The following is an 18,219-nucleotide window of genomic DNA, read 5'->3' as shown; positions in this document are numbered from 1 at the left end:
AAAAATTCACATCTTTATCAGCTAATTGATGTCCTTCATGATTAACAAACCGGTTATCACTATAGAATATTGTCCGAAGTGCGGTTGGATGCTTCGTTCGGCTTACATGGCTCAGGAACTGCTCAGTACCTTTGCCGACCAGCTTAAGGGTGTAATGCTGGTTCCCAGCGAGACCGGTGGAGCTTTCGTCATTTCTTTAAACGATCAGATCATCTTTAACAGAAAAGATTTGCAGCGTTTTCCGGAGATCAAGGAATTGAAAAAATTAGTACGTGACATGGTTGACCCGCAAATGGATTTGGGCCATACCGATCATAAATAGTCAGCCTGGATGTTTTGTCTTCGCACTGCTTAGCGATCCATATTTAACAGACACAGAAATCAGCCTGACACAAAGTGCCGTGGTTCACTTTTTGTTCAGTTCCTAGTCACCAACTCTTTACCTCTGATACACTGGAGGGCCTTTTAGCTGACCAATAGCTGAAGCAGAAGCAATGGAGTTAGTACATCCTAACAGTGATGCCTATTTTGTTCGTAAAGGCTGTCTTCTTTAATGTGTCTATCATAATGGCATTATAAGTTCGATTGGGTACTTGAGTGAGAAAATCACTCGGGAAAAGCTCATAATAGGATTTCTTATATCTGTCCTTATAGTTCTTATACGCTTCTGCGTAAGGAATCGATTTTCGGTCACTTTTGTCAAATTCTGCAAAATACCTTACAGCTTCTCCAGAGTATGTCTGACTTATTATTTCAGGATCGGATAGATTTAAATATAGGCCATCTTTTTCCGATGCCTTGTCGGTTATAAGAATTACTATATAGCTTTCTGCAGATTCCGGATTTCCGCAACCTAGTATAAAAAGCAAAATGGCCGTATAGCTAATGAAACACTTCATAAGTATTTATTCTCTCAAAATTAGTCAACGAACTTATACCGTTAATTATATAGTTCGCAAACGGGCTTTAAGTTACAATCAAATTTGTTATGCACAAGATTCAGGCGGGAAACATTTATGCCGCACAACAGGGCTGGCCGTCTGCATAATGTATTATGGGAGCATCATTCAGAGCTTGCTTCTACCAATTTTATCAATAAATACGCTTATTCTTTCATATTTGTTAGTTTTGAATTTATCCGGCAAGAACCGCCTGATATTCGATCATGCATGAAGAAAAGAATTAAATGAATCATTGGTTAGTAAAAAGTGAACCGCATAAATATAGTTGGAAAAAATTCAACGACGATGGTCGTACGTTTTGGGATGGTGTCCGCAATTACCAGGCGCGCAACAACTTGCGAGAGATGAAAACCGGCGATCTGGTTTTGTTCTATCACAGCAACGAAGGGAAAGAAGTGGTCGGCATTGCAAAAGTGGTTAAAGAGGCATACCAGGATCCGACTACCAGCGACAAAAACTGGGTCGTGGTAGATCTTGAACCAGTTGAAACCTTAAAATACCCTGTTACGTTAGAACAAGTGAAAGCTGACGACCGCTTAAAGGATATTGGACTGGTGCGCCAGGGCCGGCTTTCCGTGATGGCTCTGAAAGGCGAGGAGTTTGACCGGATTATCGAGTTGGGAAGTTAAGTTACCATTACCATATCTTTTTATTTTATGTCAGTTAAATCATCATTATTCAAAATTGCTTTTTTTTTCGGCCTGTTTCTGCTATCAGGTAAGGCGCTGTTTGCGGATCAAAAGCCTAAAAACTATGATGCCCTGATCGTAACAAATACTGACAATCAATATAAAGGTTTGTTGATGGATGTCTCCGATAAGGGACTGACTATCGATTTTTTGGGAAAGCAGAAGTTTTTCAGTGCCGACAGTATAAGCAGTATAAGAATCAAACGCGTAGATTCACGTAAAAAACATGCCCTCATCGCGGGCAGTATCGGCGCACTTGCAGGGATTCCGATTTATATCGACGGGAATAATAAAGGCAAGCTCAGTTCACTGGCCTTGCCTGTAATAGTAGTTGCAACAGCAGTTGGTGGTGTTTTGATCGGTTCACTGGTTAACGCTGTTAGTTCCGTTCATCGATTCGAGAATGTTAACAAGGAAACATCATTTAAGAATATCCAGCCGGTTTTACTGCGCTACTCGCAAGCAAGCCCGACAAGGGTACCGGCTGAATAGCCTATCTCAGGTTTCTTTTACCAGCTTATAACGTCAAATGATTTTTGACATAAGTTTCTTTCAATATTGCAGCCCAAGAATTGATTTCAGGCAGAACAATTAAGAATTCAAAACTCCCTGTAATGTTTCATCACGGTTTCGAAGATCGATACCGCCTTCTGAAATAGATTTAAGATTTGCAAGGTAGAATGCCCAACCTTCACCACAGCCAATGAAATAGTTGATCTTTGACTTTTCGTCAGTAGGGATATTTTCCTGAGTGATCTCAACAACGGAAATATCATTATGAGGTTTCGCGGTAATAGCTACAATACACTCTCCCGCAAAGGTGAAGCGAATAGTATCTACTCCATTGGCGTCAAGTACGCGACCGTTTTCAACCACATGATCCGGGTAGCCATGCCACATCCACCGGTAAGTATCACCTTCCCCGATTTCAGAATTCCTCGCCCTGATCTCATTGTCGGGGGTGGTGAATTCTGCCAGCCGGAGGAACCAGGTTTCCAGCCCTTCTCGCTTACTGATTAAATTATAGATTTCGGGAATCCTGGCTTTAACAGGAATTCTTTTAGTGAATTTAGTCCAATCATGATTTTCCATAACATTGGGTTTTACCCTAAATTAACCAGATCACATATCCTTTAGGTTATTCAGCTACTTTAAAGAAGAGAGCTTTCAGTTCGTGTGCATCATCAGCCTTCATTTTGCCAGCTAATACAAGTCGCAACTGCCGACGGCGCAAAGCACCATCGTAGAGGACTTGTTCTTCTTCAGTTTCCGGCTTAAGCTCTGGGACAGGTATGGTGCGCCCGCTCTGGTCAACAGCAACAAATGTATAGTATGCTTCATTTGACTTTAACTTTGAGCCAGAAGGAATATTTTCTGCCCATACGTCAAGCCTTACCTCAATTGATGTATTAAAAGACCGAGTAACCTTTGCTTCAATAGTAACCACATCACCAAGCTTAATTGCATGCTTAAAGGAAACATTGTCCACAGAGGCAGTTACTACAATGCGGTTACAATGTTTTTGCGCGGAAATAGCCGCTGCAATATCCATCCAATGCAATAAACGGCCGCCCATTAGATTATTCAGGGTATTGGTGTCGTTGGGTAAAACCAACTCGTTCATCACTGTAAACGATTCTCTTGCTTTTTTGGAGATTATAGCCATATGGCTGCAAAGGTATGTTTTTGACAGAGATTTTTTAGAGGAAAGAAGAAGGAGCAGAGTGCAAAGAGCACCAATAAGGCGGAACAGTGGCAGAAGTTAAGGACCAAAGATGAAGAGTAGTGTAGCAAAAAGTGAAATGATCAAACTAGCAGAGTTAAGCAGCGTAAGAACCCTTCATCTTTGTTCCTTATTCTTTATGCCAATCTACCTCCGTACCGTATTAATCTGGCTAAAGCCAATTAGTTCCTGCCAGCGGGAACCGGGGCGGCGGTAATAGAAAAATATCTGGTAGTTATTTTCAGTTTCAAAATAAGAGCCATCGAAAACCACGTCATCAACTTTATTGTCATCAACCCATACATAATGGTAGTCGTAAACACCTTGCTTGAGGAATGCAGTACCATTGAAACGCTTTTGGATTTCGTTGTAGGTAAGTTTGTACTCATCAGTGATTCGGTATGCGTTAAACTGGCCCACCAGGTAAGCCTCACCGGTATTTGTCGGTCGCTTGGCGACTAATGAAAATTGCATGTTGGCATAATCAGCGTCTGTCTTGTTATCACGGCCATCCCGGTTACGTATATAAAAAGCTCCGTTCTCGTCAAAATTATAGGTGTAACTCATACGATTCAATACAGGATCGCTTAGCAAAACAACGGTATTGAGGGAATCTTTAACTATCCGGGCAATATTTTCAGACTGAAAGCGCAGGCTGCGGGTGTCAAGCCTCCTGAATTCATTCCCGCCTAAGAAGTCAAAGCTGCGTACATCGTTGTACACCAACTGATTATTACGTACAAAAGTAGGTCGGGCGGTAGTTTGAGCGTTATCAAAGCGTCCATTTTGCATTACTGCTACCTGAACATCCAGATAAGGATTGGTGATGTTTACCTGCGGATGTTCTACCTGGAAATTAATCTTTTGTCGCTGGTTACGGAGGGAGACATCGTTTGAACGCGTTATCTCTGCCAGAATGTTCACTGAAGATGCCACCACAAAAAACCTTCGTGTGATCAACAGGCGACTTTGGTCATTATCTTCGTAGACTTTTAATAAGTAGTTGCCGCTGATCTTTGGTTTGATGCTCAGGTTCGGCAACGAAACTTCGTAATGAGTATATTTCTGAAGTGTGTTAAACGATAGGCGATAATCATTAATACGTTCTTCTGTGAAGCCATCAAGATAGTCGATAGGAGACAAGCGGCTACTTTTCCAGTCAAAGTCGCAATGTTCAATACTGTAATAGATGTTGCGGTTGCCAGCGCGTAGGTCATCAAATGCTAACAGAAGATCTTGCTGACCTCCTAAGATATAAACCGGTATTGATTGCTCTTTTTCCCGGTTATAAAATTCAACAGTTTTAATTTCAGGTATATAGGTAAAGTTCTCGTACCTGATCTGTTGTTCTGGTGCACGCTCAGTTTGACGATTTACACGGTTTTTCTTCTGTGCGTAAGTAGTACTGAATGTTAGTATCAGAAAAACAAAAACGAGTTTACTCATTGGAATTGTTCATTAAGCTTCGGTAAAGTAAGGCTTTTAGTCTAAAATGAGAAATGACCCTTTAGAAGATTATAATTTGAGAGCTGGGGACTCTGCTTGTGCCAGCAGAAGCAGAAAGCTTTGGGTCTTGCTCGTATCATGTTCGTGTCTTGCCGCTAAACTAGTGGCAAGACACGAACATGAGTAATGGAATGTAGGTCGGCACGCGCGTGGTTGTGAAGAGCAAATGCTGCTATAGCAACAAGGCGCTAAATAAAAAGCTCCGCAGGCGTCCTCTTAAAAGTGGTTCCAGCGGAGCTCATTTTGTTTTATTAGATTTTATTTTGCTTCCAGTTCCATTATCTCTTCAGCAAGGCGCTCCCATTCAGCCTGAGCTTTCAGTAAGCGTGGGCTCAACTGCTGGTAACGACGATTGGCTTCAGATAACTTCTCCGAATCACTGTAGATTTCCTCTTTAGCTAACTCTGCCTCAGCGGCTTTAACTTCTTTCTCCTGTTCCGCGATATCTTCTTCGAGTTTTTGCAGAGCCTGGTTCAGCTTTTTCAAGTCCTTTGATCGGTCTTCAAAAATAACCTTAGGTTTGGCTTCCACCTTCTTCTCTTCTTTTTTAGGCGCGTCTTCTATTTTCTTAGGAACATATACCCGTTTAGAGTTCCAGACTTCATATTCTGCATAAGTTCCAGGATACTCTTTAATCTCCTGATCTTCGATAAACCAGATCTTGTTTGCCACATTATCAAGCATATACCGGTCGTGAGAAACGATGATACAGGTACCTTCATATTGTTGCAAGGCTTGGATTAGAATATTTACCGACGCTATATCCAGGTGATTGGTTGGCTCATCAAGAATCAGGAAATTAGCATCAGCCGTTAATGCCTTTGCCAAAGCTACACGTGATTTCTCACCTCCTGATAAAACTTTGATCTTTTTGAAAGCATCGTCACCGGTAAATAAGAAGCATCCTAGTATAGATCTTAATTCTGTTTCAGTGTGCTTGGGTGCGAAAGCCTGCAGTTCGCGAATGATCTCATTGTCGAGATGTAATGCTTCCAACTGGTGCTGTGCAAAGAATGTCTGCGTTACGTTGTGACCGGTTTCGCACATTCCGGTAAAGTCTTTGTCTGCGCCGGCAATTACTTTTAAAAGAGTTGATTTACCCCGGCCGTTAGCCCCAATTAAGGCGATTTTATCCCCTTTTTCAATCGTCGCTGTCGCATTCTTCAGGATTGGAACCCCAGGGTAAGCTTTAGATAAGTCTTCGATCCGGATAACGTGTCGTCCTGATTGTTTGCTGAACTTGAAACTGAAGTTTACTTCGGGGTTATCGTTATCCACATCCTCGACACGTTCCATCTTATCAAGAGCTTTAATACGGGATTGGGCCATCTTTGCCTTGCTGGCTTTCGCTCTGAAACGCTCAATGAGTTTTTCTTCTTGCTTTATCTTAGCTTGCTGATTTTTGAACTGCCCGCTTTGAATTTCACTTCTTAAGCCTTTTTCTTCTACATAGAACGAGTAGTTACCTGAATAAGGAATCAATTTGCCTTTGCGTGACTCAACGATCTTTCTAACAACACGGTCAAGGAAATATCTATCGTGAGAAACAATAACAATCGCACCCTCGAATGCTTGCAGGTAAGTCTCAAGCCATTTGATTGAAGGTAGATCCAGGTGGTTGGTAGGCTCATCGAGCAGCAGGATGTCAGGTGCCTGCAGTAGAATTCGCGCAAGCATTACCCGCATACGCCAGCCTCCGGAGAATTCAGACAAGGTTCGGTGAGTATCAGCTTCACTGAAACCTAAACCCGCCATGATCTCGTGCGCACGGTATTCGATACTGTAGCCATCTAATGCTTCAAACTCATTCTGTTTGTCGCTAAGTTTATTAATTAGATCGTCAGTATATTCGGTTTCTAATTTTTTAAGTAGAATCTCAATTTCAGTATGCAGCTGGTTTTGACGCTCGAAGGCTTCCATAGCTACATGTAAAATACTTTTATCACTTTGATAAGACAGCAGATCCTGGTTGAGGTAGCCCATTTTAAGGTCCTTAGCCATCGAGATGGTACCGCTGGTAGGAGCGTAGTCTCCAACAATAATCTTTAAAAGTGTGGTTTTTCCGGTTCCGTTAGCACCAATTAATCCTATTTTTTCACCGGGTTTAATATGCCAGTTCGCTTCGTCGTATAATGCCCTTGCACCGATTTCGAACGTGAGGTTGTTTATCGCAATCATTTGGGCGCAAAAGTACGTTTTTTTGAATTACGTTTTTTAATTTATGAGACAGCGTTCAAATGACATTTCCATGGCGTCAAAGACTTGGGGCAGAACTAACGGAGTCTGTAATACATATCAATGGCTTATACATCATCTCAGGTCTTTATAACTCACAAAGGCAACCTGCTTGCTGTCCGGTGACCATGAGGGAACGTTGATAGTTCCTTGTCCGCCATAGAAAACGTCTGTCAGATCGCTGATGGAGTTATCGCTCAAAGACATCAGTCTGAGTTTTACACGTTTGCCAAAAGGATGGTCTTGTCCCTGGTTTTCCAGGTAAGAAATAAAAACAATCCACCGACCATCCGGTGAGGGGTGAGGAAACCAATTCGACAAAGCATCATTAGTTAGCTGTGTTTGAACAGTACCATTGCTATTCATTCGCCACAATTGCATTGTTCCGGTTTTAAATGAATTGTAATAAATATATTTTCCGTCGTGCGAGTATTCGGGACCGTCATCTAAACCGTCATCAAAAGTAAGTCTGGTTTCATTACCACCGGATACCGGAATAGCATAAACATCGAAGTTTCCGTCCCTCGAGGCGCAATAGGTTAGAGTTTGGCCATCAGGAGACCAGCCATGCCAGTATGAGGGGGTTTGAGTGGTGATCTCAACGGGCTTACCCCCGCTAATCGGCAGAAGGTAAATACTTGAACTTCTACCATTAGCCACTTTCTTATTATGACTGATAACCAGTTGCTTACCATCGGGGGAAATTCCGTGGTCGTTATTACATTGATCGGCAAAATCTGTGTTAATTTCTTTTAATTCTTTATTTCCAACAGTGTCTATCGAGTATAATTTACCGTTGCTGTTCACAATAAAATAATTCCCGTCTCTCGACCAGTTAGGAGCCTCGAGGTGCTGATTTAAAGATAGGATCGTTTTAATCTGCTTCGACTCGACATCTATTGTCTGCAAATTACTTTGAAGTTTATCCGGTACCTGACTAAAACTATCATTGGTAGCCTGAATAAAAATGAAGACAAGGGCCATATATTTTGAATTCATAAGCAATTAGATTTCAATGGTTAATGATCATATTCAATTTAAATGTTCATTAAAAATAGGTAAATAAATCACTATGTTTCCAAAGTATAGGCTGGTTGCTATGAGTTGTTGTTTAGTTTCACTATTCTGCCATCATCCATTTCAATAATCCGGTCTGTACGCTCGGCAAATTCATGATCATGTGTAACAATCAAAAGTGATTGGCCCGTTTCTGCAGCGAGTTGATGGAAAATATCAAACACAATATCACTATTCCTACGGTCTAAATTTCCTGTGGGTTCATCTCCCATTATTATGAGCGGATTATTGATTAGCGCCCTCGCAATCGCGACTCGTTGTTTTTCACCTCCGGAAATTTGGCTTGCACGTTTTGTAGCCAGGTGGCTTATTCCAAGACTTTGCAGATGCCCCATGGCGTGATGCTCTACTTCTTTGGCGTCATACCGCCCCAACTTTAACCCAGGCATCATTACGTTTTGCAATACACTGAATTCTGCAAGCAGGTAGTGGAACTGGAACACAAAACCAATCTTTTCATTTCTGACGCTCGAGAGTTCTTTGTCAGATTTTCCGCTCATGGATTCGCCATCAAGAATTAATTCGCCTTCGAAATTCGTATCCATAGTTGACAGGATATATAAAAGCGTTGATTTTCCGCAACCGGATTTACCAACTACTGAGATAAAATCGCGCTGTCTCATTGAAAAGGATATGTCTTTTAACACCTGGTTGGTAACCGGGTCGTGGAAGTACTTGTTAATATTGCGGGTTTCGAGTATAACTTTTTCCATCTATTTGCCCCGGATGATTTCTACTGGATCTACCTTGCTGGCTTTTCGGGCCGGGAAAAAGCCGGCGATGTAGGTAGTAACTATTGCAAAGATTATCCCGATCACATAGTATAAAGAATTAAAATTTATTGGGTAGGTTTTCACTGCCGGTAATGCGGCTGTTTCAAATGGGATCTGGTTGATTATTGATGAGAATGTAAAACCGAAAATCAAACCCAGTATTCCACCGGTGATTCCAATGATCAATGAAATACTCAGAAATATCGCCTTAACATCCTGTCCGGAAAAGCCAGTGGCTTTTAATATCGCTATGGAATCCATTTTTTCGTAGATCATCATATTAAGGATGTTGTAGATTCCAAACCCGGCTACGATCAACAGGGTGATACTTACCGCATAGGTGATAATGTTTCTGATGTTGGTGCCTGTTTCAAACTGCGCATTGGCTTCCTGGAGGTCGATAGCATCAATGTTAAACAACTTCTCATATTCTTTGGCCATTGCAGGTGCGAAACTGAGGTCCTTTAATTTAACATGGATGTCGGTTAAATAACTGTTTGTCTCGCCGAGCAGTTTCTGGGTGGTTTGAATTGAAGCATAACTTTGTACATTGTCAATGTCGGCTATGCCGAGCTGAAACACGCCCACTACCTTTAGCGGTAAACGTTCGCCACGGGCAGTAGTTACCTGGATTACATCTCCTATATCGACAAGCATTTTGTCTGCTGCACCCTTACCCAGGATAATACTATTGTTAACGGTTTTAAGATCACGCAAATCGCCTTTAATTACGTAATCACCGAAGTAAAATAATTGATTCTCTGCCAGTACATCGATTCCGTTTATTATACCATTCAAATCAATAGCGCCTACGTTAAAGAAAACTTGTGCCGTAACCTTAGGCGCTACGCCTAATACCCGCTGATCCTGTTTTAGAGTCCGCATGATCGCCTGGCTGTTATAAATCTCCAATGGGCGTTCTTTAGGCTTGACGGATCGGATGATGTTAATGTCATTTTTAAACTCCGCTGAAAGATCAACAGGTTGCTGTGCTGACGCTTTTATCTCGTTGTAAAGTCGGATATGTGGAGTTCGGTTAAGGATCAGCCCGTCTAAAAGCTTATTCAATCCGGTCATGAAACTCACCAGGGTAATGAACATGGTTATTCCAAAGGTAACGCCTATGGCTGCAATAATCGATTGGCGCAAGCGCGCAAGAAGTAATGTCCGGGAGATATTTAAAATTAGAAGTGACTGCATGATTAGGGCTTGTAAACGTATTGGCCGGTGTCCAGACCGCTAACTATTTCGGCATATCGGTAATCCATTAATCCAACCTTGACCTTTGATCGTTCTTCCTTATCAGGATCTTTATAGACATATTGTTCGTCTATCAGGTATTCACGAGGGATGATCAGCACGTTCCGTTTGGTTTGAATAATAATATTTGCTTCCAGCGTTAAATTTGGATAAAGCTCTTCAGGTTTCTCTTTGAACAGAGCGTCGACTGTGAAAGTTCTCGACCGCTCATTCATGATCGGGTAGATCTTGCTAACTGTTCCGTTGAACACCTTGCCTTTATAGCTGTCCATGGTCACTAAGACTTTCTGGCCTTCACGCACCTTTACAATATCATATTCATCGACCTGCAGTTCCATCAGGAAGTCGGTAGCCTTGCCGATAACCGCTATCGGAGCTTGCGGATTAAGCAATTCACCTTGTTCTTTCAAGATGTCATACACTACCCCATCCGTCTCGCTGCGAATAGTATAGTTACTTTCCAGTTCTTTATTGATCTTCAGATTGTTCTGCGCCTGGCGGTACTCCGTTTCAAACTGTGTTTTGGCCTGGCGGTATCTGCTTAGTGCAGACAGGTAATTTGAACGGGCAGACTCATAGGCAAGCTTGCGCTGTTCAAGTTCTACTTTTGTGCCGACGTTATTGCTCCAAAGATTTTGTTGCCGTGCATACATGCTTGAATCTATTTGAAGCCTTTCCTTCGCCAGGTTCAACGGGAGTTCGAGTTCACGCAGGCGGTTAGAGTTCTCGCGGATGTTTTGTGCTGACAGTTCAAGAGCGAGCCGGGCGTTGTCTGTGTTTAAGGTGGAAGTTTGATTATCAATTAGAAACAGTGGATCGCCTTTCTTGATCCGGTCACCCTCGGATACATATGCCTTTTGGAGTATGCCATTAACTGTCGCGTAGACATTGTATTGCTTAACTGCCTTTATTATTCCGGAGGCATACACAGATTCGGTGATATCACTTTTTCGGACTTTAGTACCTGGTTGACTTTTATTGCATGCTATCAAGGAGATAATGGCAAGCGAGGCTATCCAGTTTTTCATTTATGTAATCGTTTCTAATACTTTCCGATAAAATACCGTGAGTTCGTGCAAAGTAGAGAAATAGAGTCGCTTACTTAATGAGCGAAGTCATTATTTGAACTCAAGGTTTAAAATACCTAAATAAATAGATAGTCGTGAATTTTAATGGAGATTAAAAGCTATGCACTCTGATCTTTAATCATCTTATATTTGCGCTATGTACAAGTATCTTAAACCAGTATTATTTCAATACGATCCTGAGAATATTCATCATTTTGTAACCAGCGGTTTGCGGGTAGCAAACCGGATCTGGGGAGCAAAGAAGATGATAAAAAACACATATCAGCTCGATGATCCTCATTTGGAGCGTGAAGTAATGGGTTTGAAATTTAAAAACCCGGTAGGTTTGGCGGCAGGTTTTGATAAAAATGCCGAACTGGTGGAAGAACTTGCAGAGTTTGGTTTTGGTTTTATAGAGATCGGGACCGTAACGCCTTTACCTCAGCCCGGTAATGAGAAGCCACGTATGTTTCGGCTTCCGCAGGATGAGGCGCTTATCAATAGAATGGGTTTCAATAACCAGGGTGTGGATATAGCTGCTGATCGTTTAAAGCGAATTAAGCGGAACGGTTTGATTATTGGTGGAAACATCGGGAAGAATAAAATGACGCCAAATCAGGATGCGGTGAGTGATTATATTAAATGCTTTGACCGCTTATTCGACGTAGTAGATTATTTCGTAGTGAATGTAAGCTCACCGAATACTCCGGGTCTACGAGAGTTACAGGAAAAGGAGCCATTAAAAAATTTATTGAACACACTGCAGCAGCGGAATCTTAAAAATGAGGTTTCACGCCCAATCCTGTTAAAGATTGCCCCGGATCTGAGTGATTCTCAACTGAATGATATTGTTGAGATCGTTCAGGAAACAAAAATAGCCGGCGTAATAGCTACCAATACAACTATTAGCAGGGACAATCTAAAGTCTTCGGAAGAGTTGAAAAGCGAAACCGGCGGGCTGAGCGGAAAGCCTGTAAGAAACAGGTCGACCGAAGTGATACGATACCTCTCTGAAAAATCAAATCGATCATTTGTAATCATAGGGGTCGGTGGGATTCATTCACCGGCCGATGCTTTGGAAAAGCTGGAGGCTGGCGCGTCATTGATTCAGATTTATACCGGCTTCATATATGAAGGACCTGGGTTAATAAAGAAAATAAATGAAGGGATTTTGGAAAATTATCAGCCAGAAACCTGATACCACAATTTACTTTATCGTATGGCATTACCGTTTTTAAAAGGCGTTCCCATCAGATAGATCGGTACTGGTTGGCTGACGCCCTTTAAATTAACATCAACTTTGCAATGTTCGCAGAAATCACCTTCTAATTCTTTAACAATCGTTTCGGAAGCAATAAATGAATTGTTGTATTCTTTGGTGGCGTTTTGCAGTCTGGCGGCAATGTTAACTGCAAAACCCATTACAGCAAGTTGTTCAGGTTGATCCACGTCAAAACTTCCATAGATCACGTTGCCTGCGTGCAATCCAATACCTATCTCAAACTCATGCATAAAAAACGGAAGCAGATAGCTTTTATTAAATTCTTCAGTAGCCTTATGCATAGCAAATGACGCATCAACTGAAGATTTAATAAAATTCCCCTCCATTTCGTCGATACCAAAAACTGCGTATAGTCCATCACCTGCAGTTTCAATGATTCTCCCGCCAAACTTTTTAAGGGTTAATTTAATAGCATAGAAGAATTTACTGATTACATGGATAACATCAAAAGGGAGATTTTTTTCCATAAACGGAGTAAAGTCTCTGATATCCATAAATAATAAAGCTAATTTCTTTTCCTGGCCGATTTGGCGCTTCTTTAGGTTCAGGTTATCATTGAGATATAATTGCACGTCGGATGAATCTTTTACAATTCGGTTAACCGTTATAGGTTGGCCTAGTACATAAGTTTGACAGGCCAGGCGAATGTTATCCGATAAGCCGAGCTTTTCTTTAAGCGCAGTCTCTCTTTCGTTGGGTGCTGAAAGATTCCCGGCTCCGTCGATAATGAGTAGGCGGCAGGTAGAGCAACGGGCATGACCACCACAAACGTGATAATGCGGAATGCCGGCTCTGAGACTTGCATCCAGGATGCTTTCATGTGCTTTTACTTCTACCTGTTTTTCATTTAAAAACTGGATAGAGTGATTCGGAAGGTTCAATATTCGTGTTAGCTTTTACCACTCTAATTTAAATGAATTTAACCTTCCAAATATCGCTTTTATACAAATTAAAAATCTATATCATAGAAAGTTATAAAATCTGTAACTTAAAGTTGCTTAACAAAATCTTTAACATGAATTAGTACGAAGATCTGATTCATGCTATGCAGCAACCGAATTAAATGTATGCTATGAAGGTTATACTAACTTTTTTATTCACGCTGTTTCTGTCAGCGAGTATCCAGGCCCAAAATTTCGTGATTAACTATTTTGAAGCGGATATCTATCCGCAGAGTATTGCTTATTATCCTGCCAAAAAGCAGTTTATTGTGGGCTCTATGAAAAAGGGGCAAATAGGATCTGTAAACGAAAAAGGGGACTATACGCTGTTATTGAAGGATAGTGCCCTCGTTGCAACATCCGGGTTGAAGATTAAAGGACATGATCTTTACGTGTTGAGTGGTGACCTGGGCTATTCGGCCTACTCATCCGAGAAAGGTAGAAATAATTTAGCCCGACTTGTTAAAATTGACCTTCTGTCTAATAAGATAACTTCTATAATCAACCTCGATACTCTTTTTAACGGCCCTCATTTTGTAAACGATCTCACAATTGATGATGCCGGAAATATTTATGTGACAGACAGTTATTCACCTGTGATCTACAAAGTTCAGCCCAATGGCAAAGCATCTGTTTGGGTAAATAGCGATCACTTTAAAAGCGAGGGGAAGAACCTGAATGGAATTGTCTACCATTCGCACGGTTACCTTCTTGTGGGAAGCAAAAGTGGCCAATTATTCAAGATTGACATTAAGGACAGCAGTAAGATCTCGGAGGTTGAGATAGAGGGGGATTTTAAAGGAGTTAATGGTTTGCAATTCACTTCGAATCACTTGCTGATCATGTCGCAGGCACAAGGATATAACCAGGTACATATTTTAAATAGCAATAACAGTTGGAAAACGGCGAGAGTATTACGAACTGATAATTACAAATACATTTATCCTAACAGAGCGGAAACGGTAGGCAACAAGATTTATATCGTAGATTCAAATCTGGACGAGCTCAGCAGCAGTTCCAAGTCCTCTAATGTTTTTTCAGTCAGGGTAATTGATCTTCAAAAACGTATTTTTAAGAAAAATCGTAAAGCGAAGGAAGTTGTTGTGGGGCCTATTCAACGGAATAAAGAGAAGAAGAAAGAAGCCTCAGAGCAATAATTGTTAGATCATTCAAAAAAGGTTCAACGACCCCTTAAAAACCTTCTTAATTAAAAAAGCCCAGTCAAGTAATGACCAGGCTTTAATATTCTTAGCAGCGTATTAGTTTTTGGCTGCTGCTTCTACCTGAGCTAAGACTGCATTATTAATGCTGATCTGACTTTTAGGTGATTCTGCAGAGCGGCTTCCTGTTTCTACGTTGCGGGCTAATTTTAACCACTGTACTTCTAAACGAGAAGTAGTCTTGTTTTTTCTGTCTTTTCTTTTTAAGCGTGTAACACCCATGATCTTCTTTTCTAATTCTTTATGAGAGGTCAGGAGCGGATTCGAACCGCTGTAAAAGGTTTTGCAGACCTCTGCCTAGCCACTCGGCCACCCGACCATATTTTTTAACGTTGCAAAAATAGTAAATTAATGTTGCCACCCAATTTTATTTTAAGATATTTCTTTTAAGTTCATAGCAAAACAATGATGCACAGACGGCTACATTTAATGATTCAGCTTTTCCAAGGCCTGGAATAGTTACCCGATGACTGATTTCATTTGCAATTGCCTCGCTTACCCCGTTCCCCTCGTTTCCTAAAACGATAATTCCCTCGGTTCCAAAGTCGGTCGTAGTGATTGAGCTTCCATTAAGCATGGCACCAAAGACAGATACCTGAGGATTCTTTAAAACAGTTGACAGATCACCATATCTAACATTTACCCGTGATAGCGACCCCATGGTGGCCTGAACCACCTTCGGATTATATACTTCTACACAATCTTCCGAACAAATAATTTGCGAAAGGCCGAACCAGTCGGCTGTTCTTATAATAGTGCCTAAGTTCCCCGGATCCTGCACTCCATCAAGAGCAAGGGTAAATTTTCCTTTAAAAGAAAATGTTTTTATTTCATTGTCGTTAGGGACCTGAACAAGTGCCAAAATGTTCTGGGGAGAGGTAAGGGTGCTGATCTTTGCAAGTTCGACATTAGTAATTTCATTTAGCTTTATTTTTTGAGGTAATTTAGCCAACTTTGGCATCACATTTTCAATGCAGTAGACACTATCAACTAAATAATTAGAATGAATAAATTCGGTGACAGATTTTATGCCTTCAACTATAAAAAGCTTGTGCTCTCTTCTGAATTTTTTTTGATGTAATGATTTTATAAAACTTATCTGAGACTTTGAAAGCATATCTTAAGACACGTAATTTCCCGATTGCAAGTATACTGCTTTTGATGATCATATTGAGTAGCTGTAACGCCTCCCGCTTTCTGCCTGAGGATCAGGCTTTGGTAAAAGAAGCTAAGATTGAAGGAATAGATAAGCAGTTTTCTGAACAAGCCTTGCTTTATATTCAAAAAGATATTCGACCTAATTCTCGCCTTAATCTAGCATTATACAACACCTTTAATACAAAAAACGGAGCTTATAGAACCGATCGATTGAAGAAAATTGGGGAAGCGCCTAACGTTTTAGATAGTTCTTTGGTTGAAATATCACGCCTGCAGATTGAAAAATTTCTTCAAAGCAAAGGTTTCTTCAGGGCAAAAGTTAAAAGTGCTATCGAGAAAAAGAACAAAAAAGCCAAAATATTATTTACTGCTCTTCCCGGCCCCGCGTTTAATATTAGAAACATTGAATACGTGATAAGCGATTCACTGGTAGCAGATCTTTATGGTCGTAGCAAGGCTGATTTTAGTCATATTGATTCTGGAAAGCGTTACGATGCAGATTCACTGGCTTACGAGAGGGAGCAAATATTTGTGATGATGAAACGTAGTGGGTATTATGATTATGTCAGGCAATTTGTGCGATTTGAGGTAGATACCAACTTATACTCGAGCCAGGCTGATCTTAAAATGTTTCTCTCAAACCCTGTTGATAAGAATGCTCATCAAATATATACGATTAACGAAAGCTTCATAAACATCAAAACTAGTAATGGAAACACTCTCAATATTCAACCGGATTCCGCTATTATAGATTCGCAATATCATGTTAAAGATTATTCGCGCAAATTTGATCCTGAGTTACTCGCCAAATTTAACTACATAAAGAAAAGAAATATCTACGATCTTAGTAAGGAGGACCTCACTTATGACCGCCTATATGATCTTAATGTATTCAAAAACGTCAAGATCGATTACATCAAAACTGCTGATAGTACCAATCGGTTAAATCCTCGTGTCGACATTGTTCCGTTAAAAAAGATGAGTAACCGAATTGAGGGGGAGTTCACATTTAACTCCGGTCGCAACGGTTTCAATTTTGGTGATACTTACTCTAACAGAAACCTTTTTGGTGGAGCAGAGTTGCTGGAGATAAAAGCAAGATATGGTATCCAGTTTGACGCCAGAGCAAGCGGCAGCGTACTCAAGCGAATATTTAGCAGGGATTTCCAAATTGGAGCTAATCTGATTGTTCCTAAGTTGCTGGTACCGTTTCGTCTTCCACAAATTGGTAGGCACGGCATTCCACATACTACTATCTCGAGCAGCTTTCAACTTTTCGATCAGCAAAGTGCCTTTTCTAACCGGGTTTTGATTAACTCAATCTCTTATGACTGGAATGAAACGCGATACAAACTTCACTCGGTAACTCCGATCAATATTGAATTCCGGCGCGGTAAACTTGATCCTATCTTTAGAGATACATTAATCAATCGTGGCTTTTTACTGTATGTACGTACAAACGATCGGCAGCTCTTTAACCTGGGAAGTCAATATGCGTATACACTAAACGCGATAAGGCTAAATACTTATAATAACTTCATCTACTTCCGGGGAAATATTGATGCAGCGGGGAACACCCTTGGCTTGCTGACCAAAGTTATTAATCCACAAACTGATGCTGCTGGGAGCCGTACACTATTCGGAATCCCTTTTCAACAATATGTTAAACTCGAAACTGATGTCCGGATATATAAATTTTTTGGTAACGAGCGGCAGTTTGTTGCCCGTTTAAATCCAGGTGTCGGTATTCCATATGGTAACAGTGATTTCCTGACCTTCGAAAAGAATTTTTATGCAGGTGGTTCAAGCGGGGTAAGGGCATGGCAGGCACGCACGCTCGGACCCGGAAACTATAACAGAGCTTCTCTTGGTGTTGGTGGGAGGGCTGATACTTTGCGAACAAATTTGCGTAACCTGGATCAACTTGGCGAAATAAAATTGGAGGGAAACCTCGAATACAGATTTAAAATAGTAGATAATTTCTTCAGCGCGAAAGTAAAAGGTGCAGCGTTTGCCGACTTTGGGAACGTATGGAAATTACGGCAGACTGTTGAAAACCCCGGTGGAGAGTTTATGTTTAACAAATTCCTAAATCAACTAGCTATCGGTACGGGTGCCGGATTGCGCTTTGACTTAAATTATTTTGTCTTTAGGCTAGATGCTGGTCTTAAAGTTAAAGATCCCCAATTTACAGGATCAGATCAGTGGGTCATTAAGAATTTGTTTAGTAAGAGGGATTTCAAAGATCGCTATGCAATAACAAACTGGCCGGATGTATACAGATTTGTTCAATATAATTTTGGAATCGGGATGCCTTTTTAAATAT

General features: G+C 41.0%; 18 protein-coding genes and 1 tRNA gene. 6 read left to right on the top strand and 13 right to left on the bottom strand.

Translation table 11 applies throughout. The annotated features are described in order from the left end of the window. The first annotated feature begins 37 nt into the window (after positions 1-37). Positions 38-322: an Rdx family protein gene (locus AC1MCB_RS07240; protein WP_479968072.1), complete on the top strand. Its 285-nt coding sequence runs from the start codon at positions 38-40 to the stop codon at positions 320-322. A gap of 178 nt (positions 323-500) precedes the next feature. Here AC1MCB_RS07240 and AC1MCB_RS07235 read toward each other — a convergent pair whose 3' ends face one another. Then, on the bottom strand, positions 501-899 hold the full coding sequence (locus AC1MCB_RS07235) for a hypothetical protein (protein ID WP_479968071.1): 399 nt from the start codon (positions 897-899) through the stop codon (positions 501-503). A gap of 287 nt (positions 900-1,186) precedes the next feature. Between AC1MCB_RS07235 and AC1MCB_RS07230 the strand changes: the two genes are divergently transcribed. Beyond that, on the top strand, positions 1,187-1,591 hold the full coding sequence (locus tag AC1MCB_RS07230; protein WP_479968070.1) for an EVE domain-containing protein: 405 nt from the start codon (positions 1,187-1,189) through the stop codon (positions 1,589-1,591). A gap of 27 nt (positions 1,592-1,618) precedes the next feature. Next, positions 1,619-2,143, top strand: coding sequence for a hypothetical protein (locus tag AC1MCB_RS07225; RefSeq protein ID WP_479968069.1), 525 nt, complete (start codon positions 1,619-1,621; stop codon positions 2,141-2,143). A gap of 99 nt (positions 2,144-2,242) precedes the next feature. Here AC1MCB_RS07225 and AC1MCB_RS07220 read toward each other — a convergent pair whose 3' ends face one another. The 8 genes from AC1MCB_RS07220 to AC1MCB_RS07185 all read right to left on the bottom strand — a co-directional run bounded on the left by AC1MCB_RS07220 (position 2,243) and on the right by AC1MCB_RS07185 (position 11,253). Then, complete coding sequence (locus AC1MCB_RS07220; protein WP_479968068.1) at positions 2,243-2,743, bottom strand: SRPBCC family protein; 501 nt, start codon at positions 2,741-2,743, stop codon at positions 2,243-2,245. A 46-nt stretch (positions 2,744-2,789) separates the two neighbouring features. Further along, complete coding sequence (locus tag AC1MCB_RS07215; RefSeq protein ID WP_479968067.1) at positions 2,790-3,317, bottom strand: acyl-CoA thioesterase; 528 nt, start codon at positions 3,315-3,317, stop codon at positions 2,790-2,792. Between the two features lie 204 nt (positions 3,318-3,521). Next, positions 3,522-4,820: a type IX secretion system plug protein gene (locus AC1MCB_RS07210; RefSeq protein WP_479968066.1), complete on the bottom strand. Its 1,299-nt coding sequence runs from the start codon at positions 4,818-4,820 to the stop codon at positions 3,522-3,524. Positions 4,821-5,138: 318 nt separating this feature from the next. Then, the gene (locus tag AC1MCB_RS07205; RefSeq protein ID WP_479968065.1) at positions 5,139-7,058 is read right to left on the bottom strand and encodes an ABC-F family ATP-binding cassette domain-containing protein; all 1,920 of its coding nucleotides are present in this window, start codon (positions 7,056-7,058) and stop codon (positions 5,139-5,141) included. A gap of 132 nt (positions 7,059-7,190) precedes the next feature. Next, positions 7,191-8,114 (bottom strand): TolB family protein, encoded by a 924-nt coding sequence (locus AC1MCB_RS07200; RefSeq protein WP_479968064.1) that lies wholly within the window; start codon positions 8,112-8,114, stop codon positions 7,191-7,193. Positions 8,115-8,212: 98 nt separating this feature from the next. After that, positions 8,213-8,905, bottom strand: a complete 693-nt coding sequence (locus AC1MCB_RS07195) for an ABC transporter ATP-binding protein (RefSeq protein WP_479968063.1) — start codon at positions 8,903-8,905, stop codon at positions 8,213-8,215. Beyond that, positions 8,906-10,165 carry an ABC transporter permease gene (locus tag AC1MCB_RS07190; protein ID WP_479968062.1) on the bottom strand — a complete coding sequence of 420 codons (1,260 nt, stop codon included), beginning with the start codon at positions 10,163-10,165 and terminating at the stop codon, positions 8,906-8,908. Positions 10,166-10,167: 2 nt separating this feature from the next. Further along, positions 10,168-11,253, bottom strand: coding sequence for an efflux RND transporter periplasmic adaptor subunit (locus AC1MCB_RS07185; protein WP_479968061.1), 1,086 nt, complete (start codon positions 11,251-11,253; stop codon positions 10,168-10,170). 196 nt (positions 11,254-11,449) lie between these two features. Here AC1MCB_RS07185 and AC1MCB_RS07180 point away from each other — a divergent pair, with 196 nt between their 5' ends. Further along, positions 11,450-12,490 (top strand): quinone-dependent dihydroorotate dehydrogenase, encoded by a 1,041-nt coding sequence (locus AC1MCB_RS07180; RefSeq protein ID WP_479968060.1) that lies wholly within the window; start codon positions 11,450-11,452, stop codon positions 12,488-12,490. A 14-nt stretch (positions 12,491-12,504) separates the two neighbouring features. Here AC1MCB_RS07180 and AC1MCB_RS07175 read toward each other — a convergent pair whose 3' ends face one another. Then, positions 12,505-13,455 (bottom strand): adenylate/guanylate cyclase domain-containing protein, encoded by a 951-nt coding sequence (locus tag AC1MCB_RS07175; RefSeq protein WP_479968059.1) that lies wholly within the window; start codon positions 13,453-13,455, stop codon positions 12,505-12,507. Positions 13,456-13,646: 191 nt separating this feature from the next. Here AC1MCB_RS07175 and AC1MCB_RS07170 point away from each other — a divergent pair, with 191 nt between their 5' ends. Continuing rightward, the gene (locus AC1MCB_RS07170; RefSeq protein ID WP_479968058.1) at positions 13,647-14,672 is read left to right on the top strand and encodes a hypothetical protein; all 1,026 of its coding nucleotides are present in this window, start codon (positions 13,647-13,649) and stop codon (positions 14,670-14,672) included. Positions 14,673-14,774: 102 nt separating this feature from the next. Here the strand turns inward: AC1MCB_RS07170 and AC1MCB_RS07165 are convergent, their stop codons facing one another. From AC1MCB_RS07165 to AC1MCB_RS07155, 3 genes are all read right to left on the bottom strand, one after another. Continuing rightward, complete coding sequence (locus AC1MCB_RS07165) at positions 14,775-14,957, bottom strand: spore protein (RefSeq protein WP_479968057.1); 183 nt, start codon at positions 14,955-14,957, stop codon at positions 14,775-14,777. Between the two features lie 26 nt (positions 14,958-14,983). Beyond that, positions 14,984-15,054, bottom strand: a tRNA-Cys gene (locus tag AC1MCB_RS07160). Between the two features lie 48 nt (positions 15,055-15,102). After that, positions 15,103-15,852, bottom strand: a complete 750-nt coding sequence (locus tag AC1MCB_RS07155) for a TrmH family RNA methyltransferase (protein ID WP_479968056.1) — start codon at positions 15,850-15,852, stop codon at positions 15,103-15,105. Here AC1MCB_RS07155 and tamL point away from each other — a divergent pair. Continuing rightward, positions 15,843-18,215 carry a translocation and assembly module lipoprotein TamL gene (gene tamL / locus AC1MCB_RS07150; protein ID WP_479968055.1) on the top strand — a complete coding sequence of 791 codons (2,373 nt, stop codon included), beginning with the start codon at positions 15,843-15,845 and terminating at the stop codon, positions 18,213-18,215. The two genes, AC1MCB_RS07155 and tamL, sit on opposite strands and share 10 nt — an antisense overlap. Positions 18,216-18,219 lie beyond the last annotated feature (4 nt).

It is taken from the genome of Daejeonella sp. AP26, from assembly GCF_056680515.1.
This window is presented reverse-complemented; position numbering and strand designations above follow the sequence as displayed.